Source organism: Pseudomonas sp. C9-3 (assembly GCF_032392015.1).
GTDB lineage: Bacteria > Pseudomonadota > Gammaproteobacteria > Pseudomonadales > Pseudomonadaceae > Pseudomonas > Pseudomonas nitroreducens.
In genome coordinates this window covers 1,101,143-1,126,349 of record NZ_CP135919.1, presented here as the reverse complement: position 1 = coordinate 1,126,349, position 25,207 = coordinate 1,101,143, and the positions used below count along the sequence as shown (strand labels likewise).

General features: G+C 67.1%; 23 protein-coding genes. 12 read left to right on the top strand and 11 right to left on the bottom strand.

What is annotated here, in order from left to right; translation table 11 throughout:
• Positions 1-73 precede the first annotated feature (73 nt).
• A complete protein-coding gene (gene gap, locus RS899_RS05015; protein WP_315809231.1) occupies positions 74-1,078 on the top strand; it encodes a type I glyceraldehyde-3-phosphate dehydrogenase in 1,005 nt (334 codons plus the stop codon).
• Between the two features lie 174 nt (positions 1,079-1,252).
• Here the strand turns inward: gap and RS899_RS05010 are convergent, their stop codons facing one another.
• A complete protein-coding gene (locus RS899_RS05010; protein ID WP_054909373.1) occupies positions 1,253-1,435 on the bottom strand; it encodes a DUF1289 domain-containing protein in 183 nt (60 codons plus the stop codon).
• A 166-nt stretch (positions 1,436-1,601) separates the two neighbouring features.
• Here RS899_RS05010 and RS899_RS05005 point away from each other — a divergent pair, with 166 nt between their 5' ends.
• A complete protein-coding gene (locus RS899_RS05005) occupies positions 1,602-2,381 on the top strand; it encodes a hypothetical protein (RefSeq protein ID WP_054909374.1) in 780 nt (259 codons plus the stop codon).
• Positions 2,382-2,442: 61 nt separating this feature from the next.
• On the opposite strand, the gene bglX is transcribed toward RS899_RS05005, so the two are convergent.
• The 6 genes from bglX to RS899_RS04975 all read right to left on the bottom strand — a co-directional run bounded on the left by bglX (position 2,443) and on the right by RS899_RS04975 (position 10,081).
• Positions 2,443-4,740, bottom strand: coding sequence for a beta-glucosidase BglX (gene bglX, locus RS899_RS05000; RefSeq protein WP_256233945.1), 2,298 nt, complete (start codon positions 4,738-4,740; stop codon positions 2,443-2,445).
• A 205-nt stretch (positions 4,741-4,945) separates the two neighbouring features.
• Complete coding sequence (gene scpB / locus RS899_RS04995; protein WP_315809230.1) at positions 4,946-5,986, bottom strand: SMC-Scp complex subunit ScpB; 1,041 nt, start codon at positions 5,984-5,986, stop codon at positions 4,946-4,948.
• A gap of 82 nt (positions 5,987-6,068) precedes the next feature.
• On the bottom strand, positions 6,069-6,923 hold the full coding sequence (locus RS899_RS04990) for a segregation and condensation protein A (RefSeq protein WP_233298355.1): 855 nt from the start codon (positions 6,921-6,923) through the stop codon (positions 6,069-6,071).
• A gap of 380 nt (positions 6,924-7,303) precedes the next feature.
• On the bottom strand, positions 7,304-8,479 hold the full coding sequence (locus RS899_RS04985; protein ID WP_315810401.1) for a tryptophan--tRNA ligase: 1,176 nt from the start codon (positions 8,477-8,479) through the stop codon (positions 7,304-7,306).
• 100 nt (positions 8,480-8,579) lie between these two features.
• Entirely contained in the window at positions 8,580-9,209 is a 630-nt protein-coding gene (locus tag RS899_RS04980) for an L-threonylcarbamoyladenylate synthase (protein WP_024766423.1), read from the bottom strand.
• Entirely contained in the window at positions 9,206-10,081 is an 876-nt protein-coding gene (locus tag RS899_RS04975) for a PHP domain-containing protein (protein WP_054909377.1), read from the bottom strand. Before RS899_RS04975 ends, RS899_RS04980 begins: the two co-directional genes overlap by 4 nt.
• A gap of 166 nt (positions 10,082-10,247) precedes the next feature.
• Between RS899_RS04975 and RS899_RS04970 the strand changes: the two genes are divergently transcribed.
• From RS899_RS04970 to RS899_RS04940, 7 genes are all read left to right on the top strand, one after another.
• Positions 10,248-10,841 (top strand): septation protein A, encoded by a 594-nt coding sequence (locus tag RS899_RS04970; protein ID WP_315809229.1) that lies wholly within the window; start codon positions 10,248-10,250, stop codon positions 10,839-10,841.
• A 1-nt stretch (position 10,842) separates the two neighbouring features.
• The gene (locus RS899_RS04965; protein WP_315809228.1) at positions 10,843-11,142 is read left to right on the top strand and encodes a YciI family protein; all 300 of its coding nucleotides are present in this window, start codon (positions 10,843-10,845) and stop codon (positions 11,140-11,142) included.
• A 102-nt stretch (positions 11,143-11,244) separates the two neighbouring features.
• On the top strand, positions 11,245-11,715 hold the full coding sequence (locus RS899_RS04960; protein ID WP_315809227.1) for a translation initiation factor 2 (IF-2, GTPase): 471 nt from the start codon (positions 11,245-11,247) through the stop codon (positions 11,713-11,715).
• A gap of 13 nt (positions 11,716-11,728) precedes the next feature.
• Positions 11,729-12,406 (top strand): response regulator transcription factor, encoded by a 678-nt coding sequence (locus RS899_RS04955; RefSeq protein ID WP_054909380.1) that lies wholly within the window; start codon positions 11,729-11,731, stop codon positions 12,404-12,406.
• 169 nt (positions 12,407-12,575) lie between these two features.
• On the top strand, positions 12,576-13,031 hold the full coding sequence (locus RS899_RS04950) for a Spy/CpxP family protein refolding chaperone (protein WP_024766429.1): 456 nt from the start codon (positions 12,576-12,578) through the stop codon (positions 13,029-13,031).
• A gap of 91 nt (positions 13,032-13,122) precedes the next feature.
• On the top strand, positions 13,123-14,460 hold the full coding sequence (locus RS899_RS04945; protein ID WP_054909400.1) for a sensor histidine kinase: 1,338 nt from the start codon (positions 13,123-13,125) through the stop codon (positions 14,458-14,460).
• A gap of 26 nt (positions 14,461-14,486) precedes the next feature.
• Entirely contained in the window at positions 14,487-14,966 is a 480-nt protein-coding gene (locus RS899_RS04940; protein WP_315809226.1) for a hypothetical protein, read from the top strand.
• Here the strand turns inward: RS899_RS04940 and RS899_RS04935 are convergent.
• The gene (locus RS899_RS04935) at positions 14,947-15,507 is read right to left on the bottom strand and encodes an NAD(P)H nitroreductase (RefSeq protein WP_054909382.1); all 561 of its coding nucleotides are present in this window, start codon (positions 15,505-15,507) and stop codon (positions 14,947-14,949) included. The two genes, RS899_RS04940 and RS899_RS04935, sit on opposite strands and share 20 nt — an antisense overlap.
• Positions 15,508-15,686: 179 nt before the next feature.
• On the opposite strand from RS899_RS04935, the gene RS899_RS04930 reads away from it, so the two are divergent.
• Positions 15,687-17,141 (top strand): TrkH family potassium uptake protein, encoded by a 1,455-nt coding sequence (locus RS899_RS04930; protein ID WP_054909383.1) that lies wholly within the window; start codon positions 15,687-15,689, stop codon positions 17,139-17,141.
• A 206-nt stretch (positions 17,142-17,347) separates the two neighbouring features.
• Here RS899_RS04930 and RS899_RS04925 read toward each other — a convergent pair whose 3' ends face one another.
• Positions 17,348-18,346 (bottom strand): AraC family transcriptional regulator, encoded by a 999-nt coding sequence (locus RS899_RS04925; protein ID WP_315809225.1) that lies wholly within the window; start codon positions 18,344-18,346, stop codon positions 17,348-17,350.
• A 144-nt stretch (positions 18,347-18,490) separates the two neighbouring features.
• Between RS899_RS04925 and RS899_RS04920 the strand changes: the two genes are divergently transcribed.
• Positions 18,491-18,808: an Mpo1-like protein gene (locus tag RS899_RS04920; protein ID WP_045210136.1), complete on the top strand. Its 318-nt coding sequence runs from the start codon at positions 18,491-18,493 to the stop codon at positions 18,806-18,808.
• 22 nt (positions 18,809-18,830) lie between these two features.
• Here RS899_RS04920 and RS899_RS04915 read toward each other — a convergent pair whose 3' ends face one another.
• Positions 18,831-20,351 (bottom strand): glycosyltransferase family 39 protein, encoded by a 1,521-nt coding sequence (locus RS899_RS04915; RefSeq protein ID WP_315809224.1) that lies wholly within the window; start codon positions 20,349-20,351, stop codon positions 18,831-18,833.
• A gap of 57 nt (positions 20,352-20,408) precedes the next feature.
• Positions 20,409-24,725 carry a DEAD/DEAH box helicase gene (locus RS899_RS04910; RefSeq protein WP_315809223.1) on the bottom strand — a complete coding sequence of 1,439 codons (4,317 nt, stop codon included), beginning with the start codon at positions 24,723-24,725 and terminating at the stop codon, positions 20,409-20,411.
• Positions 24,726-24,837: 112 nt separating this feature from the next.
• On the opposite strand from RS899_RS04910, the gene RS899_RS04905 reads away from it, so the two are divergent.
• Positions 24,838-25,206 carry a hypothetical protein gene (locus RS899_RS04905; protein ID WP_233298050.1) on the top strand — a complete coding sequence of 123 codons (369 nt, stop codon included), beginning with the start codon at positions 24,838-24,840 and terminating at the stop codon, positions 25,204-25,206.
• Position 25,207: the final 1 nt, after the last annotated feature.

The window sequence follows — 25,207 nt, the reverse complement described above, 5'->3', positions numbered from 1 at the left end:
CCAAGGCGTTTACTTTTCAACGGCGTGGAAATTTAATGGTTTTTACCACAACAAAAGAAAAGAGACGACCTCAATGACTATACGCCTGGCAATCAACGGATTTGGCCGCATCGGTCGGAACGTACTCCGCGCGCTCTACTCGGGCGGCTATCGCCAGCACCTGCAAGTGGTGGCGATCAACGACATCGGTGACGCCGCGATTAACGCTCATCTGCTGCAGTTCGACAGCGTGCATGGGCGTTTTCCCGGCCAGGTCGAGCATGACGCCGAAAGTCTCAGGGTAGAGGGCGACGTGATTGCCGTCACGGCCATCCGCGATCCGGCGCAGCTGCCGTGGAAGGCGCTGGCGGTGGATATCGTGCTCGAATGCACCGGCCACTTCACCTCCCGCGACAAGGCTGCCGCGCACCTGCAGGCCGGGGCGCGCCAGGTGCTGATCTCGGCGCCGGGCCAGGGCGTCGACGCCACGGTGGTCTTCGGCGTCAACGAAGGCATCCTGCGCGCCGAACACCAGATCGTCTCCAACGCCTCCTGCACGACCAACTGCCTGGCGCCGGTGGCCCAGGTGCTGCACCGCGAACTGGGCATCGAGCACGGGCTGATGACCACCATCCACGCCTACACCAACGACCAGAGCCTCTCCGACGTCTACCACAGCGACCCCTACCGGGCGCGCTCGGCGACCCAATCGATGATCCCGACCAGGACCGGCGCCGCCGAAGCGGTAGGCCTGGTGCTGCCGGAACTGGCCGGCAAGCTGACGGGGCTGGCGGTGCGGGTTCCCGTTATTAACGTCTCGCTGGTGGACCTCACGGTGCAGGTCGGCCGCGATACCAGCGCGCAGGAAGTCAACGAGCTGATGGAGCGTGCCAGCGAGCTTTCGCCGATCCTCGGCTTCAATCGCCTGCCGCTGGTCTCGGTGGACTTCAATCACGATCCTCGCTCGGCCATCTTCGATGCCAGCCATACGCGGGTGAATGCGCGGCTGGTGAAGGTGATGGCCTGGTACGACAACGAGTGGGGGTTTTCCAATCGGATGCTGGATACGGCGAGGGCGATGGTTTCGGCGCGGGGGTGAACGGCGCTCGGCTGCCCGCAAGAGCCCCTCACCCCTGCCCTCTCCCAGAGGGAGAGGGAGCCGATTGTGCCGGCTGGCGCCATTGGCTCTCCCTGCACAGAACGGTCCCCTCTCCCTCTGGGAGAGGGTTAGGGTGAGGGAAATACAGGGCACAGAGCTGCCAGGTTGGCCTGTTTAGCGATAGCGACGTCTTCCCTGCGCCTCCAGCACCAGCAGGCGCATGTCGGCCTCGGCCAGGATCGCTTCCTGGCCGAGATGATCGACGCGCTTCCACGCCTTGATTTCCTCGCGGCTGCGGCCACAGCCCAGGCAGATACCTTCTTCGAACTCGCAGACCTTGATGCACGGACTCTTCACGGACTTCCTCGTGGTTTCGGCTGGATGAATGTCAGTGGGTCTCTACTAATGGACACCCGCGCGGCGCCAAGGTCCAACTCGATTTCCCCATCGGCGCCATCGACCCTGGCAATCGAAGGGTGCGCGCCTTGCTAGAATCCGCCGTCCACGCTGCCCGACCTCGCCCATGCTCGCCCTCAAGCTCACCCTCGTTCCGCTGTTCCTGCTGCTGGTCTCGCTCTCCGGGCGCTGGTGGGGCCCGGCCGTGGCCGGCTGCCTGGCCGCCCTGCCCGCCATCGCGGGGCCGATCCTCTATCTGATCACCGTGGAGCATGGCCGCCAGTTCGGCGCTCACGCCGCGCTGCTCGCACTGGCCGCGATCTTTGCCGCTGAAGCGTTCAACTTCGCCTATGCCTGGATCTGTCGGCGCCACGGATGGCCGCTGGCACTGACCGGCGCGATGCTCGCCTGGCTGGTGGCCGGCTGGGCACTGACGCAACTGCCCGCCTCGCCCGTCTGGGCGTTGCTCGCTGCGGCCATGGGCGCGTTGACCAGTCAGCTGTTCATGCCCCGTGCCGAGTTGAGCGCCGCCATCGCTCCACTGGGCCGCTTCGAACTGAGCCTGCGCATGCTCGCCGGCGCGCTGCTGACGCTGGCCGTCACCGCGCTCGCCGGCTGGGCGGGCCCCAGCTGGAGTGGCTTGCTGGCGGTATTCCCGCTGCTCTCCATCGTGCTTTGCGTGTCGTCCCAGCGGCTGCACGGGCCGGGTTTCGTCATTGCCCTGCTGCGCGGCATGGTCACCGGGCGCCCGGCTTTCGCGGCTTTCTGCCTGTGTCTGGCGCTGCGTTTGCCTGGCAATGACATCCTGCCCAGCTTTGCCGAGGCGGCACTGCTGGCCGTTCTGCTACAGGGCACAGTGCGCTGGCTGATCGGCGTGCGATCGCGAAGGCTCGCCAAAGCCGCCTGACAAAGAAAAACGCCACGGCTGGACCAGCCGTGGCGTTTTCGTCTGCAGCAGCGGGTAACGCTTAGAGCAGCGTGAAGCTCTGCTCCTTCACGTTGTCCGAATCCAGGCCGACGTAGACCTTGAACTCGCCCGGCTCCGAGGCGTAGCGCAACTGGCTGTCGTAGAAGCGCAGGTCTTCCTCGCGGATCGGGAACTGCACCACTTTCGACTCGCCCGGCTGCAGCAGGATCTTCTCGAAGCCCTTGAGCTCCTTGACCGGACGGCTGATGGACGCGGCGACGTCGCGCAGGTAGAGCTGCACGGTGGTTTCGCCGGCGACCTTGCCGGTGTTCTTCACGGTGACGCTGGCGGTCAGCTGGTCGCCCTTCTTCAGCTTGGCCGCCGACAGCTTCACGTCGGAGACGCTGAAGTCGGTGTAGCTCAAGCCGTAGCCGAACGGGTACAGCGGGCCGTTCTCCGAGTCGAAGTAGCGCGAGGTGTACTTGTTCGGGTGCTCGTGGTCGAACGGGCGGCCGGTGTTCAGGTGGTTGTAGTAGATCGGCACCTGGCCCACGGAGCGCGGGAAGGTCATGGTCAGCTTGCCCGACGGGTTGTAGTCGCCGAACAGCACGTCGGCGATGGCATTGCCACCTTCGGTGCCGCTGAACCAGGTTTCCAGCACGGCGTCGGCGTTGGCGCTTTCCCAGCGCAGGTCCATCGGCCGGCCGTTCATCAGCACCAGCACCAGCGGTTTGCCGGTGGCCTTGAGGGCCTTGAGCAGCTCGATCTGGCTTTGCGCGATGTGCAGGTTGGTCTTGCTCGACGCCTCGTGGGCCATGCCCTGGGATTCGCCGACCACGGCCACCACCACGTCAGCCTGCTTCGCCTTCTCGACGGCTTCGTCGATCATGGCCTTCGGGCTGCGCGGGTCGACCTTCACGTCATCGCTGTACTCGTTGAGGTATTTGACGATCTCCGGATCGTCGGTGACGTTGGCGCCCTTGGCGTAGAGCAGCGCGGCGTGGCCACGGGTGGCGGTGCCCATGCCTTCGAGCACGGTCACGGCCTGGAAGGCCTTGCCGGCGGCGGACCAGCTACCCATCACGTCGCGCTTGCTGTCGGCCAGCGGGCCGATCAGGGCGATCACACCGTCGCGCTTGAGCGGCAGCACGCCACCCTCGTTTTTCAGCAGGACCATGCCCTTGCGCGCGATCTCGCGGGCGTCGGCGCGGTGCAGGCGTTCTTCGGCATCGGTATCCACCGGGTCCTTGCCCTGCAGGTAACGGTACGGGTCCTGGAACAGGCCCATGTCCCACTTGGCGGCGAGCACGTCGCGGCAGGCACGGTCGATCTCGTCCTGACTGATCAGCCCGGCCTTGAGCAGCTCGGGCATGTGCTTGCCGTAAAGGTCGTCGTTCATGTTCATTTCGACGCCGGCGTTGATCGCCGCCTGGGTGGCGTCGCGCTCGGTGGCCGCTACGCCGTGCTTGATCAGCTCCAGCACCGCACCGTGGTCGCTCAGGGTCAGGCCCTTGTAGCCCCACTGCTTGCGCAGCAGGTCCTGCAGCAGCCACTTGTTGGCGGTGGCGGGCACGCCGTTGATGCTGTTGAGCGAGACCATCACCGCACCAGCGCCGGCATCGATGGCCGCGCGGTACGGCGGCAGGTAGTCCTGGAACATGCGCTGCGGGCTCATGTCCACGGTGTTGTAGTCGCGGCCGCCTTCGCCGGCGCCGTACAGGGCGAAGTGCTTGACCCCGGCCATGATGGTTTCCGGCTGGTTCAGGCCCTTGCCCTGGTAGCCCTTGACCACTGCGGCGGCGACCTTGCTGGTCAGCCAGGCGTCTTCGCCGAAGCCTTCGGAAACACGGCCCCAGCGTGGATCGCGGGCGATGTCGACGGTGGGCGAATAGGTCAGGTTGAGGCCGTCGGCGCTGGCCTCGATGGCCGAGACGCGCGCGCTGCGCTCGATGGCCGCCAGGTCCCAGCTTGCCGCCAGCCCCAGGCCGATGGGGAATACGGTGCGGTGGCCGTGAACCACGTCGTAGGCAAAGAACAGCGGAATCTTCAGGCGGCTCTTCATGGCCGCGTCCTGCAGGTCACGGATGCCCGGACGGACCACGGTGTTGAATACCGCGCCGGTGGTGCCCTCGGCGATTTCCTTCAGCAGTACCGGCTTGGGATGGTCCGGCCCGACGCTGACCAGGCGCAGCTGGCCGATCTTCTCTTCCAGTGTCATACGCTGCATCAGGCTGTCGATGAAGGCGTCCTTCGACTGGCCGGCGAGCGGTACGGCAGGAGCATCGGCAGGCGCCTGGGCGGCGGAAAGCGAAGCGCTGGTCAGGCCCAGCAGGAGGCCGAGCCAGCAGATACGGCTGATTGGAGTTCTTTTCATATGGGTACTCAGCAGCCTGCGCGAAGCGCCGGGCCACTGTGGAATGTTGTTAGAGGGGCATCGAACAGGTGGGATTCCGGCGACTCCCCCGGGTGTAGTCGCCAGCGCCTTTCGAACGCGGCACATAAGGTCGTCGCGCCGAGGGCGGAAGTCAATCACCGAACGGCTGGAAAACGCCGGTGAATGGGTCTCAATGGTCGCGATTGAGCCGGTTGAATTCCATTTCCTCGCGCATGGCTTCGCGCAGGGCGCGTTCCTCGTCCCACTCTTCTTCCGGCGCGGGGGCCGGCGGCTGGGGCGCCGGTTCCGGCTGCGCAGCGGGCTCGGCCGGCGCATCAGGCTCGGCGGCGCCTGCAGCCTCGGCGTCGGACGCAACTTCGGGCAGGCCGTGGACGCCGCTGAAATCGGCATCCACGCCGCTGTCTTCGTCGTCACTCGGCGGGAGGTCGATGAGGTCGTCGAAGTCGGTCTTCAGGCCCTGTTCCATCTCGTCCAGCTCGGCAAGCAGGCTGCGGAAACTGGTTTCTTCCTTCGGTTCTTCCGGCGGCGCGGGCTCCGGCTCCTCGCCGGCATCGCGCACGGCCTGGTCGGCCAGCGCCTGCAGGGACGGCGGGATGTAGTCCTCGTCGTACTCCTCAGGGCCGGGCAGGCTGACGGTGGGCGCCATGTCCTCGAGGATCGGCTGCGGCTCGGGCTCCATCAGCTTCAGCTCGGCCAGCGGCGGCAACTCCTCCAGGCTCTTCAGGTTGAAGTAGTCGAGAAAGGTCCGGGTGGTGGCGAGCATGGCCGGGCGGCCGGGGACTTCACGGTAGCCGACGATGCGGATCCACTCGCGCTCCATCAGCGTCTTGACGATCTGGGTGTTCACCGCGACGCCGCGGATTTCCTCGATCTCGCCACGGGTGATGGGCTGGCGGTAGGCGATCAGCGCCAGGGTCTCCAGCAGCGCGCGGGAATAGCGCTGCGGGCGCTCCTCCCACAAACGGCCCACCCAGGAGGCGAACTTCTCGCGCACCTGCAGGCGGTAGCCGGTGGCAACTTCCTTCAGTTCATAAGCCCGCCCGGCACAGGACAGGCCCAGCACCGCCAGCGCGTCGCGGAACTGCTGCGGCTCGGGGCGCTCGGCTTCCTCGAACAGCTCGCCGAGGCGCTCCAGCGACATGGGCTTGCCGGCAGCCAGGAGGATGCCTTCGAGCAGGGTCGCCAGTTCTTGCGGGTCGGAGAGATTCATCGGGAAGCTCGGGTCAGGTCATAAGGTTGCGGTACAGGCGGGAAAACTACTCAAAGCGCGGCGCCAGGGCAACGCTATCGGATCACAGCGGCTCTTCGTCCGGCTCGCTGTCGGCCTCGGCGATCTCGTCGAAGTGGCCGTCCTCGAAGGTCAGGTCAGCCGGCACCTCCTCGCGGGGCTCGAAGACGTCCTCGTCGCCTTCCTCCAGCACCTCCTCGACAGGCGCAGCACCTTCCTGCACCTCGCTGCGGGCGCGGACATGGATCGGCGCGAAGGCCTCGTTCTGCACCAGCTCCACCAGTTGCTCCTTCACCAGTTCCAGCACCGCCATGAAGGTCACCACCACGCCCAGCTTGCCTTCCTCGACACGGAACAGCGTGATGAAGGGCACGAAACCCTCGCCCTTCAGGCGCTCGAGGATCTCGCTCATGCGCTCGCGGGTGGAGAGCATCTCGCGGGTGACCTGGTGGCTTTCGAACAGGTCGGCGCGGCGCAGCACCTCGGCCATGCACAGCATCAGCTCCTGCATGTCCACGTCCGGCAGCAGCCGGCGCGCCCGCGCATCCGGCGCGGCGATGGTCGGCACCACGTAGTCACGACCCAGGCGCGGCAGTTCGTCGAGGTCCTCGGCGGCCTTCTTGAAGCGCTCGTACTCCTGCAGGCGGCGGATCAGTTCGGCGCGCGGGTCGTCCTCTTCTTCCTCGGCCTCGGCCGAGCGCGGCAGCAGCATGCGCGACTTGATCTCGGCGAGCATGGCGGCCATTACCAGGTACTCGGCGGCCAGTTCCAGGCGCACCGACTTCATCAGCTCGACGTAGCCCATGTACTGGCGGGTGATCTCCGCCACGGGGATGTCGAGGATGTTGATGTTCTGCTTGCGGATCAGGTAGAGCAGCAGGTCGAGCGGGCCCTCGAAGGCTTCGAGGAAGACCTCCAGGGCATCCGGCGGGATGTACAGGTCCTGCGGCATCTCCGTCAGGGCCTCGCCGTAGACGAGCGCCAGCTGCACCGGCACCTGGTATTCAGGGGCGGCGGCAGGGGCTTCCGGCTCGGTCAGGTCACTCATCGGCCACTCGGTCAGGCTCAGGGTTCGAAGGCGGCATTATCCCTGCTTTTGCCGGCGGCGCGAGGGGCTTTTGGCGGATTCACATGGTGCGGCGGCAAGCCTGTGGGTAGCAGCGGACTTTGTTCCCGATCGGTTACCGGCTCGATGCGGCCCTGCCATTACTGTAGGAGCGAGCTTGCTCGCGAACCAACCGCTCGCGGCGGAGCCAGGTTCGCGAGCAAGCTGGCTCCTACGAAAAGCAAATGCGCTGCCTATCGGTACGACAGCCCCATGGCATGCCGCACCTCCACCAAGGTCTCCCGCGCCGCCTCACGGGCACGCTCGGCGCCTTCGGCGAGGATGCTGCGCACCAGTTCAGGGTTGTCTTCGTAATCCAGCGCGCGCTCCTGGATCGGCGCCAGTTCCTGGAGGATCGATTCGATCAGCGGCCGCTTGCAGTCCAGGCAGCCGATTCCGGCGCTGCGGCAACCTTCCTGCACCCACTGGCGGCAACCGTCGTCGGAATAGATCAGGTGCCACTGCCATACTGGGCAGCGTTCCGGGTCGCCCGGATCGCGCCGGTGCACGCGCGCAGGATCGGTGGGCATGCGCGCGATCTTCTCCTCTATGGCAGCCGGGCTGTCGCGCAGGGCGATGGTGTTGTGGTGCGACTTGGACATCTTCTGTCCGTCCAGCCCCGGCATCTTCGGCGCGTGGCTGGTCAGGGTATGCGGCTCGGGCAGCAGCATGCGGCTGGTGCCTTCGAGATAGCCGAACAGCCGGTCGCGGTCGCCCAGGGTCAGGCTCTGCTGCTCCATCAGCAGCGCGCGGGCGGTTTCCAGCGCTTCGGCGTCGCCCTGCTCCTGCCAGGCCCGGCGCAGGCTGACGTACAGCTTGCCGGTCTTCTTGCCCAGGCGGGCGATGGCAGTCTGCGCACGGTCCTCGAAGTCCACCTCGCCGCCGTACAGGTGGTTGAAGCGGCGGGCGATCTCGCGGGTGAATTCGACATGGGCGAACTGGTCGGAGCCCACCGGCACCAGGCCTGCGCGGTAGATCAGGATATCCGCGGCCTGCAGCAGCGGGTAGCCGAGGAAGCCGAAGGTGGAGAGGTCCTTGTGGACCAGTTTCTCCTGCAGCTCCTTGTAGGTCGGCACACGCTCCAGCCAGGACAGCGGGCAGATCATCGACAGCAGCAGGTGCAACTCGGCGTGCTCGGGGACCTGGGACTGGATGAACAGCGTCGCCGCGCTGGGGCTGACGCCCACCGCCAGCCAGTCGATGGCCATGTCGCGTACGTGCTGGCGGATGCTGGCGGTCTCGTCGTACTCGGTGGTCAATGCATGCCAGTCGACGATGGAGAAGTAACACTCGTACTCGTGCTGGAGTTTCACCCAGTTCTGCAGCACGCCGTGGTAATGCCCCAGGTGCAGGCGCCCGGTGGGGCGCATGCCGGACAGCACGCGGCGCAGGGATTCGACGCTGGTCAAGCGGTCAACCTCGCGGGTTCGGCGATGGAACGAGGGAGTATAGCCAGCACGCCGGGCGTGTTCAGGCGTTGACCATGAAGGGTTCCGGATCGCCGCAGCCGACGCGTACCACCACCGGGTCTTCGTCGGTGAGGGCGATCACGGTGGAGGCTTCGCCCCCGCCGAAACCACCATCGATGATCAGGTCGACCAGGTGCTCCAGCTGGTCGCGCATCTCGTAGGGGTCGTTCAGTGGCTCCGTCTCCCCCGGCAGGATCAGGCTGACGCTCATCAGCGGCTCACCCAGTTCCTCCAGCAGCGCCAGGGCGATCGGGCAGGCCGGCACGCGCAGGCCGATGGTGCGGCGCTTGGGGTGCAGCAACATGCGCGGCACTTCGCGGGTGGCATTGAGGATGAAGGTGTAGGGGCCGGGTGTATGCGCCTTGAGCAAGCGGAACAGGCGCGTGTCGACCTTGGCGTAGAGGCCGAGCTCGGACAGGTCACGGCAGACCAGGGTGAAGTTGTGCTTGTCGTCCAGCCGGCGGATGTGGCGGATGCGCTCCACCGCGGCCTTCTCACCGATGCGGCAACCCAGCGCATAGGACGAGTCGGTGGGATAGGCGATCACTCCCCCCTGGCGGACGATCTCCACGGCCTGCTTGATCAGGCGCGCCTGGGGATTTTCCGGGTGGATCTGAAAGAACTGGCTCATGGAGTCTCCTCGATCCCGATGGCGTTCTCGGCACTGGCGAAGCGCGGCCAGAGTGGCGGCAGGTCCTCCGGCACGCGGCGGTAAAGCCCCAGCTCCGACCAGTCGCTGGGGCCGTGGAAGTCGCTGCCGGCGGTGACCATCAGGCCGAACTCGCGGACCAGGATGCTCAGCACGCCAACCTGCTCGGCCGGCTGCGGGCCGTTGCAGACTTCCAGCGCATGGCCGCCGGCAGCGATGAAATCCGCCACCAGCTTGCGCCGCTTGGTGCGGGTGAAATCGTACTGGTAGGGATGCGCAAGGCTGATCCAGGCGCCGGCCTCGCGCAGGGTGCCGACGGCGTCGGCGAGGCTCGGCCAGTGCTGCTTGACGTCGCCCAGCTTGCCGGCGCCCAGCCATTTGCGGAAGGCTTCGGCGCGATCCTTGACATGGCCCTGGCGCAGCAGGAATTCGGCGAAATGCGGGCGCGCCGGGGCGTTTTCGCTGTCGCCCAGTTCCGCCTGGATCGCCCGCGCGCCCTCGAAGGCACCGGGCATGCCCTTGGCTTCCAGGCGCCGGCCGATCTCCTCGGCGCGGGTCCAGCGCGCGCGGTGCAGGTCGCCCAGCGCTTTCACCAGCGGCTCGGCCGTCACGTCGAAGCCATAGCCCAGCACATGAATGGTCGCCCCACCCCAGGTGCAGGAAACCTCGACGCCATCCACCAGTTCCATGCCCAGCGCCTCTGCAGCGCGGCGCGCCTCGGGCAGGCCGTCGAGGGTGTCGTGGTCGGTCAGCGCCAGCACGCGCACGCCGCGCCCGTGGGCACGCTCGACCAGGGCGGTCGGGCTGAGCTGTCCGTCGGACGCGGTGCTGTGGCAGTGCAGGTCGACTCGCATGCGGTTTCCTGGGACGAGGGGATAACTTTCTGTATAGACGCTTCTGTGCCAACGCTCCCGCGGCAACGGCTTGAAACCATGATCTGACGCAGCGTTGGGCGGATGGCCCTTTCAGTTCACCCGCAGGTTGGTATTATGCCGGCTCTACTGGGCTCTGGCTGCCGTAATGAAGCAATTCATCGATTTCATTCCCCTCATTCTCTTCTTCATCGTCTACAAGCTCGACCCGCGCAACGTCGAACTCGCCGGCCAGAGCTTCTCGGTCGGGGGAATCTACAGCGCCACGGCCGTGCTGATCGCCACCTCCGTGGTGGTTTACGGCGCCCTGCTGATCAAGCAGCGCAAGCTGGACAAGGGCCAATGGGTGACGCTCGCGGCATGCCTGGTGTTCGGCGGCATGACCCTGGCCTTCCACAGCGAAACCTTCCTCAAATGGAAGGCACCGGTGGTGAACTGGCTGTTCGCCCTGGCCTTCGCCGGCAGCCACTTCATCGGCGACCGCCCGCTGATCCAGCGCATCATGGGCCATGCAGTCAACCTGGCCGATTCCCTCTGGGCGAAGCTGAACATCGCCTGGGTGCTGTTCTTCCTGATCTGCGGCTGTGTCCAGTTGTTCGTCGCCTTCACCTTCCAGGACTACTGGGTGGACTTCAAGGTGTTCGGCAGCCTGGGCATGACCCTGCTGTTCCTGATCGGCCAGGGCGTGTTCCTGGCCCGCCACATGCACGATGAGCCTACCGGCGAAAAACCCAAGGACTGACATGCTCTACGCGATCATTGCCCGTGACATCACCGCCTCCCAAGAACGCCGCCTGGCCACCCGCCCCGCGCACATCGCCCGCCTGGAGCAACTGAAGGAAGAGTGCCGCCTGGTCCTGGCCGGCCCGCACCCGGCCATCGACAGCAACGACCCGGGCGCCGCCGGCTTCACCGGCAGCCTGATCGTCGCCGAATTCGACTCCCTGGCCGCCGCGCAAGCCTGGGCCGACGCCGACCCGTACCGCGCCGCGGGTGTCTACGCTGACGTCGTGGTCAAGCCGTTCAAGAAAGTCCTGCCGTAACGACCCCCATCGTTGCAGCCCCAGGGCAGGGACGCCGGGGATGCGCAGTCGTATCCGCCGGCCCGTCCGGGCTGGCGCCGTATCATCGAACAAGGAGTCCCGATGTATCGTCTGCCCTTGCTGCTGTGCCTCGCCCTGCCCGCCGCCGCCCTGGCCGAAGAGCCCGCCACGGAACCCCTGACGCCGGCGCTGTCCAATACCCGCCCCATCCCCCTGCCCGATAATGCCTTGAGCAATGCCTCGAGCAATGCAACGGACAGCGGACAGGAAAACGCCGACCGCATCGCCACGCTGGAAAGCCGCCTCGCCGAAAGCGAACAGCAGCGCCAGGCCTTGAGCGAGCAGTTGGCCAACCCCGACAACAGCCAGGACGAAGCCCAGATCACAGGTCTGCGCCAGGAAAACCAGCGTCTGAAGCTGCAGCTGCGTGAAGCCCAGGCCAACCAGCCGCCGCGCCTGCTCAGCGAACAGCAGACCTGGTACGTGACCGGCGCCGGCACGGCCCTGCTGGCCTTCATCCTCGGTGCACTGGCCCGCGGCAAGCGCCGCCAGCGCCGCGAATGGATCAACTGAAAGAAGCCTCTTCATGAGTGAACTGCTGCTGATCGACGACGATGTCGAACTCTGCGAGCTGCTGAGCACCTGGCTGACCCAGGAAGGCTTCAGCATCCGCGCCGCCCATGATGGCGCGCAGGCCCGAGCTGCCCTCGGCAGCCGAGCGCCGGACGCGGTCGTGCTCGATGTCATGCTGCCCGACGGCAGCGGCCTGGAACTGCTCAAGTCGCTGCGCAGCGACCACCCGGACCTGCCGGTGCTGATGCTCTCCGCCCGAGGTGAGCCGCTGGACCGTATCCTCGGCCTGGAGCTGGGCGCCGACGACTACCTGGCCAAGCCCTGCGACCCGCGCGAACTGACCGCCCGCCTGCGTGCCGTGCTACGCCGCAGCCACCCGGCGCAACCCAGCGCGCAACTGGAACTGGGCGACCTGGCGCTGAACCTGTCGCGCGGCGTGGTCACCATAGGCACCGAAGAGATCAGCCTGACCCTCTCCGAAAGCCGCATCCTCGAAGCCCTGCTGCGCCAACCGGGCGAGCCGCTGGACAAGCAGGCCCTGGCCCAGCTCGCGCTGGGTCGCAAGCTGACGCTGTACGACCGCAGCCTGGACATGCACGTCAGCAACCTGCGCAAGAAGCTCGGCGGCCACCCCGACGGCCGCCCGCGCATCCTCGCCCTGCGCGGGCGCGGCTACTTCTACGCGCCCTGACCTCTCCGCACTCCCAGCCCGGGCCGCTCTGGCCCGGGCTTTCGTAAAGATTCCAGCAGGGCCTCACCTAATCTTTACCGAAGCTTTACGTGGGCCTGACCGCCCTTGACCTTGCCGACCCTAGACTGGGCTCATCCGGTAACGACCGGCCCCTGAAAGGAGAAACACCATGCGCAAGACCCTGACCGCCCTGCTGATCGCCGCCGCCCTGCCGACCGTCGCGCTGGCGGCCACTCCCGCGCCGACCGACGCCCCGCCGCCGGCCCCGTTCATGAAAGACCATGGCCCCGGCAAGCACGGTGGCGAACGCGGCGGTGCGTTCCGCGAACTGAACCTGACCCAGGACCAGCGCCAGCAAGTCGGCAAGGTGATGGGCGACTCGATGAAGGATCGCCGCGCGATCACCGAGAAATACTGGAACAAACTGCCCGAAGCCGATCGCAAGGCCATGCAGGAAGAGCTCAAGGCCAACCACGACAAGGCCGACGCCAGCATTCGCGGCATCCTCACTCCCGAGCAGCAGAAGAAGTTCGACGAGCTGAAGAAGCAGCGTGAACAGCGCAAGGCCGAATGGGCGGAATTCCAGACATGGAAGGCCCAGAAGGACGGCGCCAAGACCAACTGATCGCTCCACGATGTGCAGGCGCCGGGTTCATTCCCGGCGTCTTGCCGTGAGCCCTGACAACGGATAGACCATGCGGCTGAACAGGAAGACCATGCGTTCACTCTTCTGGCGGATCCTCGCCGCCTTCTGGCTCGCCCTGTTGCTGGTGGCCGGACTGTCGATCCTGCTGGGCCGCGCGCTGAACCAGGACACCTGGGTCATCGCCCGCTATCCGGGGCTGCACGACATCGCCAAGCAATGGACCCTGCTTTACGAGACGAAAGGCCCCGACGCCGCACAGCAATTACTGGAAAGCCGCCGGCAGCAGTACGAGCTGTCAGTGCAGGTGCTCGACGAAACCGGCCAGCGCCTGGTCAACGGCACCTACCTGCCACGACCACCGCGCCCACGCGACAACAGCTTCGACCGTGAAAACCTGCCGCGCTTCCCCTGGCGCCAGCTCAGCCAGGAATACACCAGCAGCCGCACCGACCAGACCTACCTGTTCATCTACCGTATTCCACACCCGACGTTGCAGGCCTGGCACCGCAGCAGCCTGCTCTGGCCGCTCAGTGCGCTGGGCATCGCCCTGGTGGTGCTGACCGTATTCAGCCTGCTGCTGACGCTGTCCATCACCCGCCCGCTGAACCGCCTGCGCCGCGCCGTGCATGACCTCGGCCAGACCAGTTATCAACAGGACAGCCTCGCCCGCCTCTCCCGCCGTGGCGACGAACTGGGCGTGCTGGCCCGCGACTTCAACCGCATGGGCGCCCGCCTGCAAGGGCTGATCGGCAGCCAGCGCCAGCTGCTGCGCGATGTGTCCCACGAACTGCGTTCACCACTGGCGCGCCTGCGCATTGCCCTGGCCCTGGCCGAACGTGCCGGCCCCGAACAGCGCGCCGCCATGTGGCCACGCCTGGAACAGGAATGCGATCGCCTGGAAGCGCTGATCGGCGAAATCCTCGCCCTCGCCCGTCTCGACGCCGATCCCGGCCCCACCAGCCGCATCGACCTGCTGCCACTGTTCGAACGCCTGCGCAATGACGCGCAACTGCTCTACCCGGAACAGGACATCCAGCTCGACGTCGCTGCGCAACTGGCCCTGGACGGCTGGCCGGACATGCTCGAACGCGCCCTCGACAACCTGCTGCGCAATGCCCTGCGCTTCAACCCGCCCCAGCACCCGCTGGAAGTTCAGGCACGGATCGACGGCGAGCGCCTGCACATCAGCATTCGAGACCATGGCCCTGGCGCCAGCGAGGAACACCTGGCGCAACTGGGCGAACCTTTCTTCCGCGCTCCCAACCAGAGCAGCCCTGGCCACGGGCTGGGCCTGGCCATCGCCCGCCGCGCCATCGAGCGCCACCATGGGCGGTTACGCCTGAGCAACCATCCCGACGGCGGTTTCCTGGCCAGCATCGACCTGCCATTGCGTCGGCAAGCCGCCTGAACCGAGCGCATTTTCGGAGAGCCACCATGAGCCTTCCCGCCATCGCTACCCCGATCCCCGCCCTGCAACAGGCGCTGCCGCCGGCAGCCCTGCTGCGCAGCGAGCCCTGCGACGACCCGCAGTACCTGGTGCTGGCTGTAGAGCTGGCACGTCACGCCGCACAATGGCGCGCCCGCTGGCCCGGCGTGCGCCTGAGCCTGCCGCAGAGTGGCACCTGGCCACTGGAAAGCTGGCCGGACGCACTGGGCGAGGCCCTGGATTCGTTGCTGGAGGCGGCGCTGGCGCGGCAACCGCACGCAGCGCTGAAACTCTCGCTCAGCTCAGCCCACGGAGAACTGCGCCTGGACCTGCACGGCCACGACCCGCAAGCGCGGGCCTGGCTGCCGGATGCCCTGCCCCCGGCGCGGCGACTGGCCGGCTGGCAGGGTGGCCACCTGTTCTGGCGCGCGCGCGACGGCGGCTGGAAGGTTCGCCTGGAACTGCCGCTCAGCCCTGCCAGGCGCTGACGAAGCCGGCCGGGTCCAGCGGCGCCGGGCGGCGCAGCTCGCCGACCGGCGTGCCGAGGTAGATGAAGCCGACGATGCGCTCATTCTCGGTCAGGCCCAGGCCTTCACGCACCAGCGGATCGAACGCCATGGCGCCCGTCCGCCACATCGCCCCCAATCCCTCGACATAGGCTGCCTGGACGATACCGTGGGCGGCACAGCCTGCGGCCAGCCACTGTTCGATTTCCGGCACCTTGGGGTGCTCCTGCAGGCGTGCCACGGCCACCACCAGCAAGGGCGCGCGCAGTGGCATGGCGCGAGCCTTGTCCAGCGCCTCGGGCTTGCCGTCCGGCTCGTTCGCCGCCACAGCGCGGGCGAACAACTCGCCCAGTTCCTTGCGCGCCTCGCCTTCCACGGTGATGAAACGCCAGGGGCGCAGTTGCCCATGATCCGGCGCGCGCAACGCCGAGCGGAACAGCCGGTCCAGTTGCTCGGCGGACGGTGCCGGCTCGCTAAGGCGGGCGTGGGACACACGGTTGAGCAACGCGTCGAGAGCCTCCATGGGCTGCCTCCAGTCAATCTCGAAAGCCGCCATTGTAGACGCAAAGGGTTCGCATTTGCCCGCGAAAGACAGCGCCTTCATTCTCTGCACAACTTGTAAAGGAGACCGGCGTCACGCGGTTTACTCTCGGCAGACGGCAGGTAAAATGGCCGATTCCCACTGGATTCAGACCTCAGCGCATGGCCCTGCCGACACTACGCACCCTCGGATTCATCATCGGCATCTTCGTGATCACGCTGGCGGTCGCCATGCTGGTCCCCATGGCCACGCTGCTCTACTACGGCCGCGCGAACGAACTGCACCCGTTCATCTGGTCGGCGATCATCACCTTCACCTGCGGACTCGGCCTGGTCATCCCCGGCCGCCCGGAGCAGGTGCACCTGCGCCCGCGGGACATGTACATGCTCACCGTGTCGAGCTGGGTGATCGTCTGCTTCTTCTCCTCCCTGCCCTTCATGTTCGCCCGGCACATCAGCTTCACCGACGCGATCTTCGAGAGCATGTCCGGCATCACCGCCACCGGTTCCACCGTGCTGTCGGGGCTGGACAAGATGTCGCCCGGCATCCTCATCTGGCGCTCGCTGCTGCACTGGCTGGGCGGTATCGGCTTCATCGCCATGGCGGTGGCGATCCTGCCGATGCTGCGCATCGGTGGCATGCGCCTGTTCCAGACCGAATCCTCCGACCGCTCCGACAAGGTCATGCCGCGCTCGCACATGGTGGCCAAGTACATAGTCGGTGTTTACGTGGCGATCACCATCGCCGGCACGCTGGCCTTCTGGTGGGCCGGGATGGGCCTGTTCGACTCGCTCAACCACGCCATGTCGGCGATCTCCACCGGCGGTTTCTCCACCTCCGACCAGTCGCTGGCCAAGTGGCACCAACCGGCGGTGCACTGGGTCGCGGTGGTGGTGATGATCCTGGGCAGCATCCCCTTCGTGCTGTACGTATCCATGCTGCGCGGCAACCGCAAGGCGCTGATCCGTGACCACCAGGTCCACGGTTTCCTCGGCCTGCTGGTGGTCACCTGGCTGGTGATGGGCACCTGGTACTCGGTGACGTCCAGCCTGCCCTGGCTGGACGCCTTCCGCATCGTCGCGGTGAACGTGACCTCGGTGGTCACCACCACCGGCTTCGCCCTGGGCGACTACAGCCTGTGGGGCCACTTCTCGATCATGCTGTTCTTCTACCTGGGCTTCATCGGCGGCTGCTCCGGCTCCACTGCCGGCGGCATCAAGATCTTCCGCTTCCAGGTGGCCTTCACCCTGCTGCGTGCCAGCCTCTACCAACTGATCCACCCGCGCGCGGTGATCAAGCAAAGCTACAACGGCCACCGCCTGGACGAGGAGATCGTGCGTTCGATCCTGACCTTCTCGTTCTTCTTCGGCGCCACCGTCGGTGCCCTGGCGCTGGGCCTGTCGTTCCTCGGCCTGGACTGGATGACCTCGCTGACCGGCGCGGCCAGCACCGTGGCCGGCGTCGGCCCGGGCATGGGCCCGATCATCGGCCCTTCGGGCAACTTCGCCTCACTGCCGGACGCCGCCAAATGGCTGCTCTGCGGCGGCATGCTGGCGGGCCGCCTGGAGATCATCACGGTGCTGGTGCTGTTCACCCCGGCGTTCTGGCGGCACTGACCGTCCCTGCCAGCAAATTTGCAGGATGAACACGCAGTAGGATGGCGTGGAGCGCAGCGATACCCATCAATCCCAGGCGCCGACTGCGCTAGCCGGCTGCAGCAGGCTTCTGTAGGAGCGAGCTTGCTCGCGAACGGCTGGGCACCGCCATCAAGCGGTTCGCGAGCAAGCTCGCTCCTACAACCAAGCGATTGACGCCGGGGTGATCACAACTCCTCGCGGTACTCCCCCGGCGTCTTGCCGAACCAGCGGCGGAAGGCACGGAAGAAGTTGCTCGGCTCCGAGAACCCCAGCAGGTAGGCAATCTCCAGCAGCGTCATGCGCGGCGTGGCGAGGTACTGCTGGGCCAGCTCGCGGCGGGTGTCGTCGAGCAGTTGCTGGTAGCTGGTCCCCTCTTCCTGCAGGCGACGCTGCAGGGTGCGTTCGGACAGGTGCAGCGCCTGCGCCACGCTCTCGCGCTTGGGCTCGCCCTGGGGCAGCAGGCGGCACAGCACCTGGCGCGTCTGGTGGCTGAAGCGGCTGCTGACGAAACGCGCCAGGTACTCCCCGGCAAAGCGGTCGTGCAGGCGCGCCAGTTCCTCGTTGGCAGTGGGTAGCAGCGCGGCCATGTCCTCGTGGGAAAACAGCATCGCGCAGTCGGCGTGGCCGAAGCTCAGCGGCGCCTGGAACAGTTCCCGGTAGGGCTCGATGTCCTGCGGCGGCTCGCCTGCCAGGCGCACCTCCAGCGGCTTGATCGCCCGCCCGGTAATCCAGCGCAGCATGGCAGTCAGGCTGGCCAGCGAGCACTCCGCGCTCTGCCGCGGCACCGGCAGCCGGTCGCCGTGGACCACGATGCGGTAGAGGCAGCCTTCGGGGAGGCGGCGGAAGGTCAGGTCGGCGCCCTCGGCGATGATCCGCTGGTAGCGCTCGAGCCGCTCGAAGCCCTCGCCCAGGTTGCGGCTGGACATCAGCGCGTAGCCCACCACCGGGAACGCCGGAGTGTGCACGCGGGCAATGTTCAGGCCGATGGCCGGATTGCCGGACAGCTCCACGGCGCGGTTCCACAGACGGCTCATGGCGTCCTGCGGGAAGCGCGCATCAGGGTCGTCGAGGGCAGCGAAATCCAATCCCAGTTCGGCGAACAGCGCTCGGCTGTCCAGGCCTTCCAGTTCCAGGGACTGGACGATTCCCCGCACCCAACTGGACAGGGTCGTACGCTCAGGCATGCGTTTTCTTCTGGTTATGGTGGTCAACGGCGCCACCGCCAGACAGCTGGCGGCGCAGGGGGATACTAAACTGGTCCCCTATGCCATCCGCAAGTCCGACAGCTCCAGCCTACACTGGGCCACCACAACAACAGGAGGTGCGCCATGAGCACCCAGACCGCCGATCGATTCCAGAGCTTCGCCGAGTTCTACCCGTATTACCTGCAGGAGCACAGCAACGCCGTGTGCCGTCGCCTGCATTACGTGGGCAGCCTGCTGGTGCTGTCGATCCTCGCCTACGCCATCGTCAGCGGGCACTGGTTGTGGCTGCTGGCCATGCCATTGGCCGGCTACGGCTTCGCCTGGGTCGGCCACTTCGTGTTCGAGAAGAACCGCCCCGCCACCTTCAAGTACCCGCTGTGGTCGCTGATGGGCGACTGGGTGATGCTCAAGGACGCCTTTACCGGGCGCATCCGTTTCTAAGGCTGCAACGCAACGGTTGCCCTCAGCGCGCCGCGTTACGCTGCGCCGTGCGCTCGAAGAGAATCGCCTGCACCTCCCCGCCGGCATGCTGCGCCACCCGTTTCCAGGTGGCCGGCACGTCGGGAATCTCCTGGTCATTGTAGCGGCTCATTACCAGCCAGACGCGCCCCTGGTCCTGCGGCAGGTCCGCCAGGCGGTCGACAAAGGCATGCTGGCGGTCGTCGATCAGCGATCCAAAGCCATAACGCCCCGGCCGCCCCGTGCTGCCGTCCGCCGCTGGCGCGGTGTAGAGCATTGGTTCGTGGCCGGTCTGGTTGTAGTAGCGGAAGGTCAGGTACCAGAGGATGTCATCGACCACCACCCGGTCGCCGGCGCGGTAGTGTGCGTTGACGTAGGCCGCCATGCCGTCGAACTGCTCGTCCGGGTCGATGGCGATCGCGCGCCCCACCCCGATGCCCTGCACCCCCAGCAGGGTCACCAGCAGCACCGCTCCCAGCGCACGGCGCTTATCCAGCAGGCGATCCAGCGCCAGCGCCAGCAGCAGCGGCAAGCCCAGGGCAAAGGCCGTGAGATAGCGCTCGACGAACACCGGGGAAATGAACGAGATGCCATACAGCAGGAGCAAGGGCACGCCGCAATAGAGTGCCAGCAGCACCGCGCCACGCTGGGGACTGCGGTCGGCGCGCAGCACCAGTGCAGCCGCCGCGACCAGCAGCAGCGGCACGCCGAGCAGCACGGGCCAGGGCAACTCGTTGCCATCGGATTGCGCCAGCCACTGCCAGAGCATCGAGGGTAGCGAGCGCGCATCCACCGGCGGCTGCCAGCCCACGTCGCCACCCGCTTCCAGCACCGCCATGTGGCGCATCAGGTCGAACAACCCCGGCAACCAGGGCAGGAACAGCACGGCGATGGCCAGGTTCGCCAGCCACCAGTCGCGTCGGCGCAGCGGGCTGTTCGGCAGCGTCGCCAGCCACAGCCACTGCACTAGTGCGCCGAACAGGCTGAAGTAATGGGTGTAGAAGGCCGCGGTCATCAGCGCGACATACACCAGCAGATAGCGCCGCCGCTGCACCTGCAGCCAGTACAGCAACGCCAGCGTCGCCGCCAGCAACCAGCAGCCGAGCAGCGAATACATGCGCACTTCCTGGCTGTAACGTACCGCCGTGGGCAGCATTGCCAACAACAGCACGGCGATGAAAGCGGCCCGCGGCGAAGCCAGCCGCCACACCAGCCAACCACCGAGAAACACCGCAAGCGTGCCGAACACGGCGCTGAACGATCGCAGCGAAAGAACGCCCTCGCCCGCCACTCCAACCCAGGCATGCAGCAGGAAGAAGTACAGCGGCGGATGCACGTCGTGGGCGGCGTGCTGCCAGAGCTGGACCGGCGAATAGCGGGCGAGGAACAGGCTGGAGGTCTCGTCCCCCCACAGTGCCGAATCCGACAGACCATAAAGGCGTAGGCACAGGGCGAGCACCAGCAGCGGCAGGAACCACCGCTGGCGCAGCAGGACAGGCAGAGTCGGCGGCTCGCGGGACAGCATCACACCCTCGCAGGAAAGACGTGCGTGCCGCTGAGTGTAAGCCAGGCGAGGCCGGAATCAGCGACGGATCAGCAGTTCCCGCGCAAGTGTCTGGTCCGCGGGCGGCAGTTCGGCCAGCAACTCCACCTCACCCGCGATCAGCGCGCCCACCGGCACGCCATCGCGGTAGAGCAGCCGGTTGCCGCTGACAGCCGGCACCTTGCGCCCCGGCAGCAGCGTGCCGGCAAGGTTCAGCGGATCCACCGCGGAGACCACGACCCATTCCCCGTTCGCCTCCCGGCGACGGACTTCACGCAGCAGGCCGACCGCTTCAGGGAGGGCGAACTGCTCGCCGGTCAGCCCCGCGACGAAGCGCCCGCCGCGGATTTCCCCGCGCGCCTCCAGGCGGTGATAGACCCGCAACAGGTCACGCCACGGCGGCAGCCAGTCGGCCTCGCGGTCGAGCAGGCGCCAGCAGACCACGCCGTAGCGGCGCAGCAGGGTCATGGCGACGTGTTCGAGGGCTTCCGCCGGCAACCGTGCTCCGGGCTCCAGCGTGGAGCGCCGCAGCAACGCCCAGCGCCCGGCATCGGCCATGCCGAATAGCGGCGTACGCGAGCGGCGCTGCGGATGGCGACGCGCCGCCGGCATCAGCAGGGCGCGCAGGCCGGCGAAGCTGTCGGCATTCACCCGCCCAGCCGCCACCAGTTCGCCCAGCACGGTTTCCAGCTCGCTGCGCAGCAGGTGGCTGTCGCTGGCAAGTTCCTCGAAGAATGACGCGCCGTGCTCCTTGAGCACGGCGAGCACCTTGCCGGCCTTGGCCGACAGCTCGGCGTCCGCCTGCCCCACAGCCAGCACGCTCCACTGCGCCATCTGCGCGCGCGGCAAGAGCACGATAGGCGTGCTCTTCAGCGGGCCACCACGGCCCTTTGCGGCGCTGCGGCCCGGCAAGCGCGCCCAGACGATGCGACCGGCACGGCAGAGGTCGTCCAGCCAGTTGATGCCGTAGTCAGCCACGCGGCTGGGCAGGATGTCGCTCTCCCAGGCAGAGGCTGCAGCCTGGAAGCCTTCCAGCTGACTGAGCACGCCGGCCAGGGACTCCGCCCCGCGCACCCGCGTGCCGCTGGCGACGCGCTGCCAGTCGAAGAGGAAGCGCATGAAATCGGCACGTTGCACCGGTTCGATTTCCCGGCGCAGGCGCTTCACCGTGTAGCGATGGATACGCGCCAGCAAGTGACGCTCGCACCACTCCTCTTCCTGCGCGCCCGGCGTGAAGCGGCCGCGCAGTACGTAACCCTCGCGCTCCAGGCTGGCCAGGGCGAAGCCGGCATCGCTGGTGGATATCCCCAGGTCGTCGGCCAGCTCGCGCAACAGCCGCGGGCCGAAACCGGTCAGGCGCGCCCGTACCAGTTCGACCTGCGCCTCATCGGTCGTGCAGGGTTGAAGCAGTGACGGTGGCAGGTCCAGCAGGGGCGTCCGTGTGACCTGCGGATGCAGCGCCAGCCACTGGCTGAGCCGCTCCGCCGCCACCCAGACATCGCCCACCGGCAGCGCCAGGCGCGTCGCCCGGCCCGCCCTGGCCAGCGACTTGAGCAGGAAGGGCCAGCCCTCGTTGGCCTGTGCCTCGCTCTCGCGAATACCGCCCAGGCCTGTCAGAGCCTCGTGCATCTCGTCGGCGTCGCGGGCTTCCGGCCAGGCCTCGGCGCGCACCGCGTCGATGGCGTCGGCATCCAGCGCCCCGAGGTCGTCGGCGCTTTCCGGATCGGTCCAGCGACGGCTCTGCACGGCCTGGGTACGGCGCTCTTCCAGTGGCGCATCGTCGAGGAAGGCGTAGGGGCTGGCCGACAATACTTCCGCCGCCAATGGCGAAGGTGCTGGCAGATCGCGCGCCAGCAAGGTCACCTCGCCGCGCTCCATGCGCCGCAGCAATGCCAGCCAGCCTTCGCAGTCCATGGCTTCGTGCAGGCAGTCGTCGAGGGTCTGCGCCACCAGCGGGTGATCGGGAATCTCGCGCTCGCCAACGATGTTCTCCAGGCACGCCACCTGGTCGGGGAACACCGAGGCCAACAGGTCTTCGCTGCGCATGCGCTGCAACTGCGGGGCGACCTTGCGGCCGCCGCTGTAGCGCGGCAACGCCAGCGCCGTGGTGGCGTTCCAGCGCCAGCGCACGCCGAACAGCGGCGCGTCGAGCAGCGCCTGGATCAGCACGTGCTCGGCGCTGTTGGAATGCAGGTAGCGCCAGACCTCGTCCAGCGGGAAGCTGTGGCTGGTGGACAGCGACAGGATGATCGCGTCTTCGGTGGCGGCTGCCTGCAGTTCGAAGTTGAAGGTGCGACAGAAGCGCTTGCGCAGCGCCAGGCCCCAGGCACGGTTGAGGCGGCTGCCGTAGGGCGAATGGATGACCAGTTGCATGCCGCCGGATTCATCGAAGAAACGTTCGAGTATCAGGGTCTTCTGCGTCGGCAGTGCACCAAGGGCGTGGCGCGCACGGGCCAGGTACTCCACCAGTTGCCGCGCTGCCGCATCGTTCAGGCCGAGCTGTTCCTGCAGCCAGTCGATGGCCCGCGCCAGCGGTTCGGGATCGTTCTCGCCCTGGGCCAGCAACTCGTCCAGCTGGCCGCGCAGACGAGCGACACTGGTAGACAGCTCATCGCTGCGCCCCGGTGCCTCGCCGAGCCAGAAGGGAATGTTCGGCGGCTGGCCCTGGGCATCCTCGACGCGCACGCGGCCCGGTTCGACGCGCAGGATGCGGTAGGAAATGTTGCCGAGCTGGAACACGTCGCCCGCCAGGCTTTCCACGGCGAAATCCTCATTCACCGTGCCCACGGTCAGGCCTTGCGGCTCCAGCAGTACGGCGTAGTCGCCGGTATCGGGGATGGTGCCGCCGGAAGTCACGGCGGTCAGCTTGGCGCCGCGCCGGCCGCGCAGGCGCTGGTGGACCGCATCGCGGTGCAGGTAGGCGCCGCGCTGACCGTTGCGGCTGGTGTAGCCCTCGGCGAGGGTGCGCAACATGCCGTCGAAGTGCTCGCGGCTCAGTTCGGCGTAGGGCTGCGCGCCGGTGAACAGGTCGAACAGCGCGTCCTCGCGCCATTCCTGGCAAGCCACTTCAGCGACTATCTGCTGGGCCAGCACATCCAACGGCGCTTGCGGAATGCTCAGCGCGTCCAGCTCGTTCTGCCGCACACTATCGAGCAGCGCTACGCATTCGATCAGGTCATCCCGCGAGGTCGGGAATAGCCGCCCCTTGGGCGTGCCGCCAACACTGTGCCCGGAACGCCCCACACGCTGCAGGAAAGCGGCGATGGAACGCGGCGAGCCGAGCTGGCAGACCAGCTCCACGTCGCCGATATCGATACCCAGCTCCAGCGAGGCCGTGGCTACCAGCACCTTCAGCTGCCCTGCCTTGAGCCGCTGCTCGGCGCCCAGGCGCAGTTCCTTGGACAGGCTGCCATGGTGCGCCGCCACCCAGCCGGCGCCGATGCGCTCGGCGAGATGCCGGGTCACGCGCTCAGCCAACCGCCGGGTGTTGACGAACACCAGCGTGGTGCGGTGTTCGCCGGCCAGCTCGGCCAGCCGGTCGTAGACCTTGTCCCAGACGTCGTGGGACATCACCGCTTCCAAGGGCGCGGACGGCACCTCCAGGTTCAGGTCGCGCCGGCGGCTGTAGCCGATGTCGACGATACGGCAGGCCGGATGGCGGCCGACCAGGAAACGCGCCACCGCTTCGATGGGTTTCTGCGTGGCGGACAGGCCGATGCGCACCAGCGGCGCCTCGCACAACGCCTGCAAACGCTCCAGCGACAGCGCCAGGTGGCTGCCGCGCTTGCTCGCCGCCAGTGCATGGATTTCATCGACGATCACGCTGCGCGCCCCGGCCAGCATGGCGCGGCCGGAGTCCGAGCCGAGCAGCACGTAGAGCGATTCGGGCGTGGTCACCAGGATATGCGGCACCTGCTTGCGCATGGCCTCACGTTCCTTGGTCGTGGTGTCGCCGGTGCGCACGGCAGTGCGGATGTCCACTTCCGGCAGGCCCATCTCGCCCAGCGCGGCGCGGATACCGGCCAGCGGTTCCTCAAGGTTGATGCGAATGTCGTTGGACAGCGCCTTGAGCGGCGAGACGTAGACCACCGTGGTGCGGTCCGGCAGCACGCCGCCGTTATCCAGCCCCTCGCGGACCAATGCATCGATGGCCGAGAGGAAAGCCGTGAGCGTCTTGCCCGAACCGGTGGGTGCGGCGACCAGCGTCGATTCCCCTGCCTGGATCGCCGGCCAGGCCTGTACCTGCGCCTGGGTCGGCGCCTTGAAATGCGCACGGAACCAGCCGGCCACCGCCGGGTGGAAGGCGGACAGCACATCGGCGCGCTTGCCGCGGGTGGAGGTTCGAGGGGCAGTCATGCAGACCAATATGGTGGTGCGCGAAGCCCGTCACAAGGACCGCTGATCGCGCCTCGCCGCACGCTGCGCCAGCCGTTACGCTGCACCCATCCAGCCGGCGGAATGACACTCGATGAGCGACCGTGATCGCGACTACTACTGGGAACAGGTCAAACAACAGAACCGGCAGAAGCCGCCCGATGCGCCGAAGCGCAAGTGGCGAATGCTGGTGAAGGCGTTGCTGTGGTTCCTCATCCCCTTGCTGATCGTGGCGGCAGGCGCAGCCCTGTGGCGCAACCCCGCCAGCCAGCTCTGGCTCCAGGAACGCTGGGTGCTGCTGCAGACACGCCTGGGCATTTCCCCGAGCGGCCTGCAGGCCACTCCGCCAGCTTCGCCCTACAGCGACAGTCCGCGCAGGCTGTCGGACTGCATCAAGCCGGGCAACGTGATCGACGACGAAGTGCGAGCCTGCGTCAAAGGGTACCGGCCGAAGACCTGGTGAC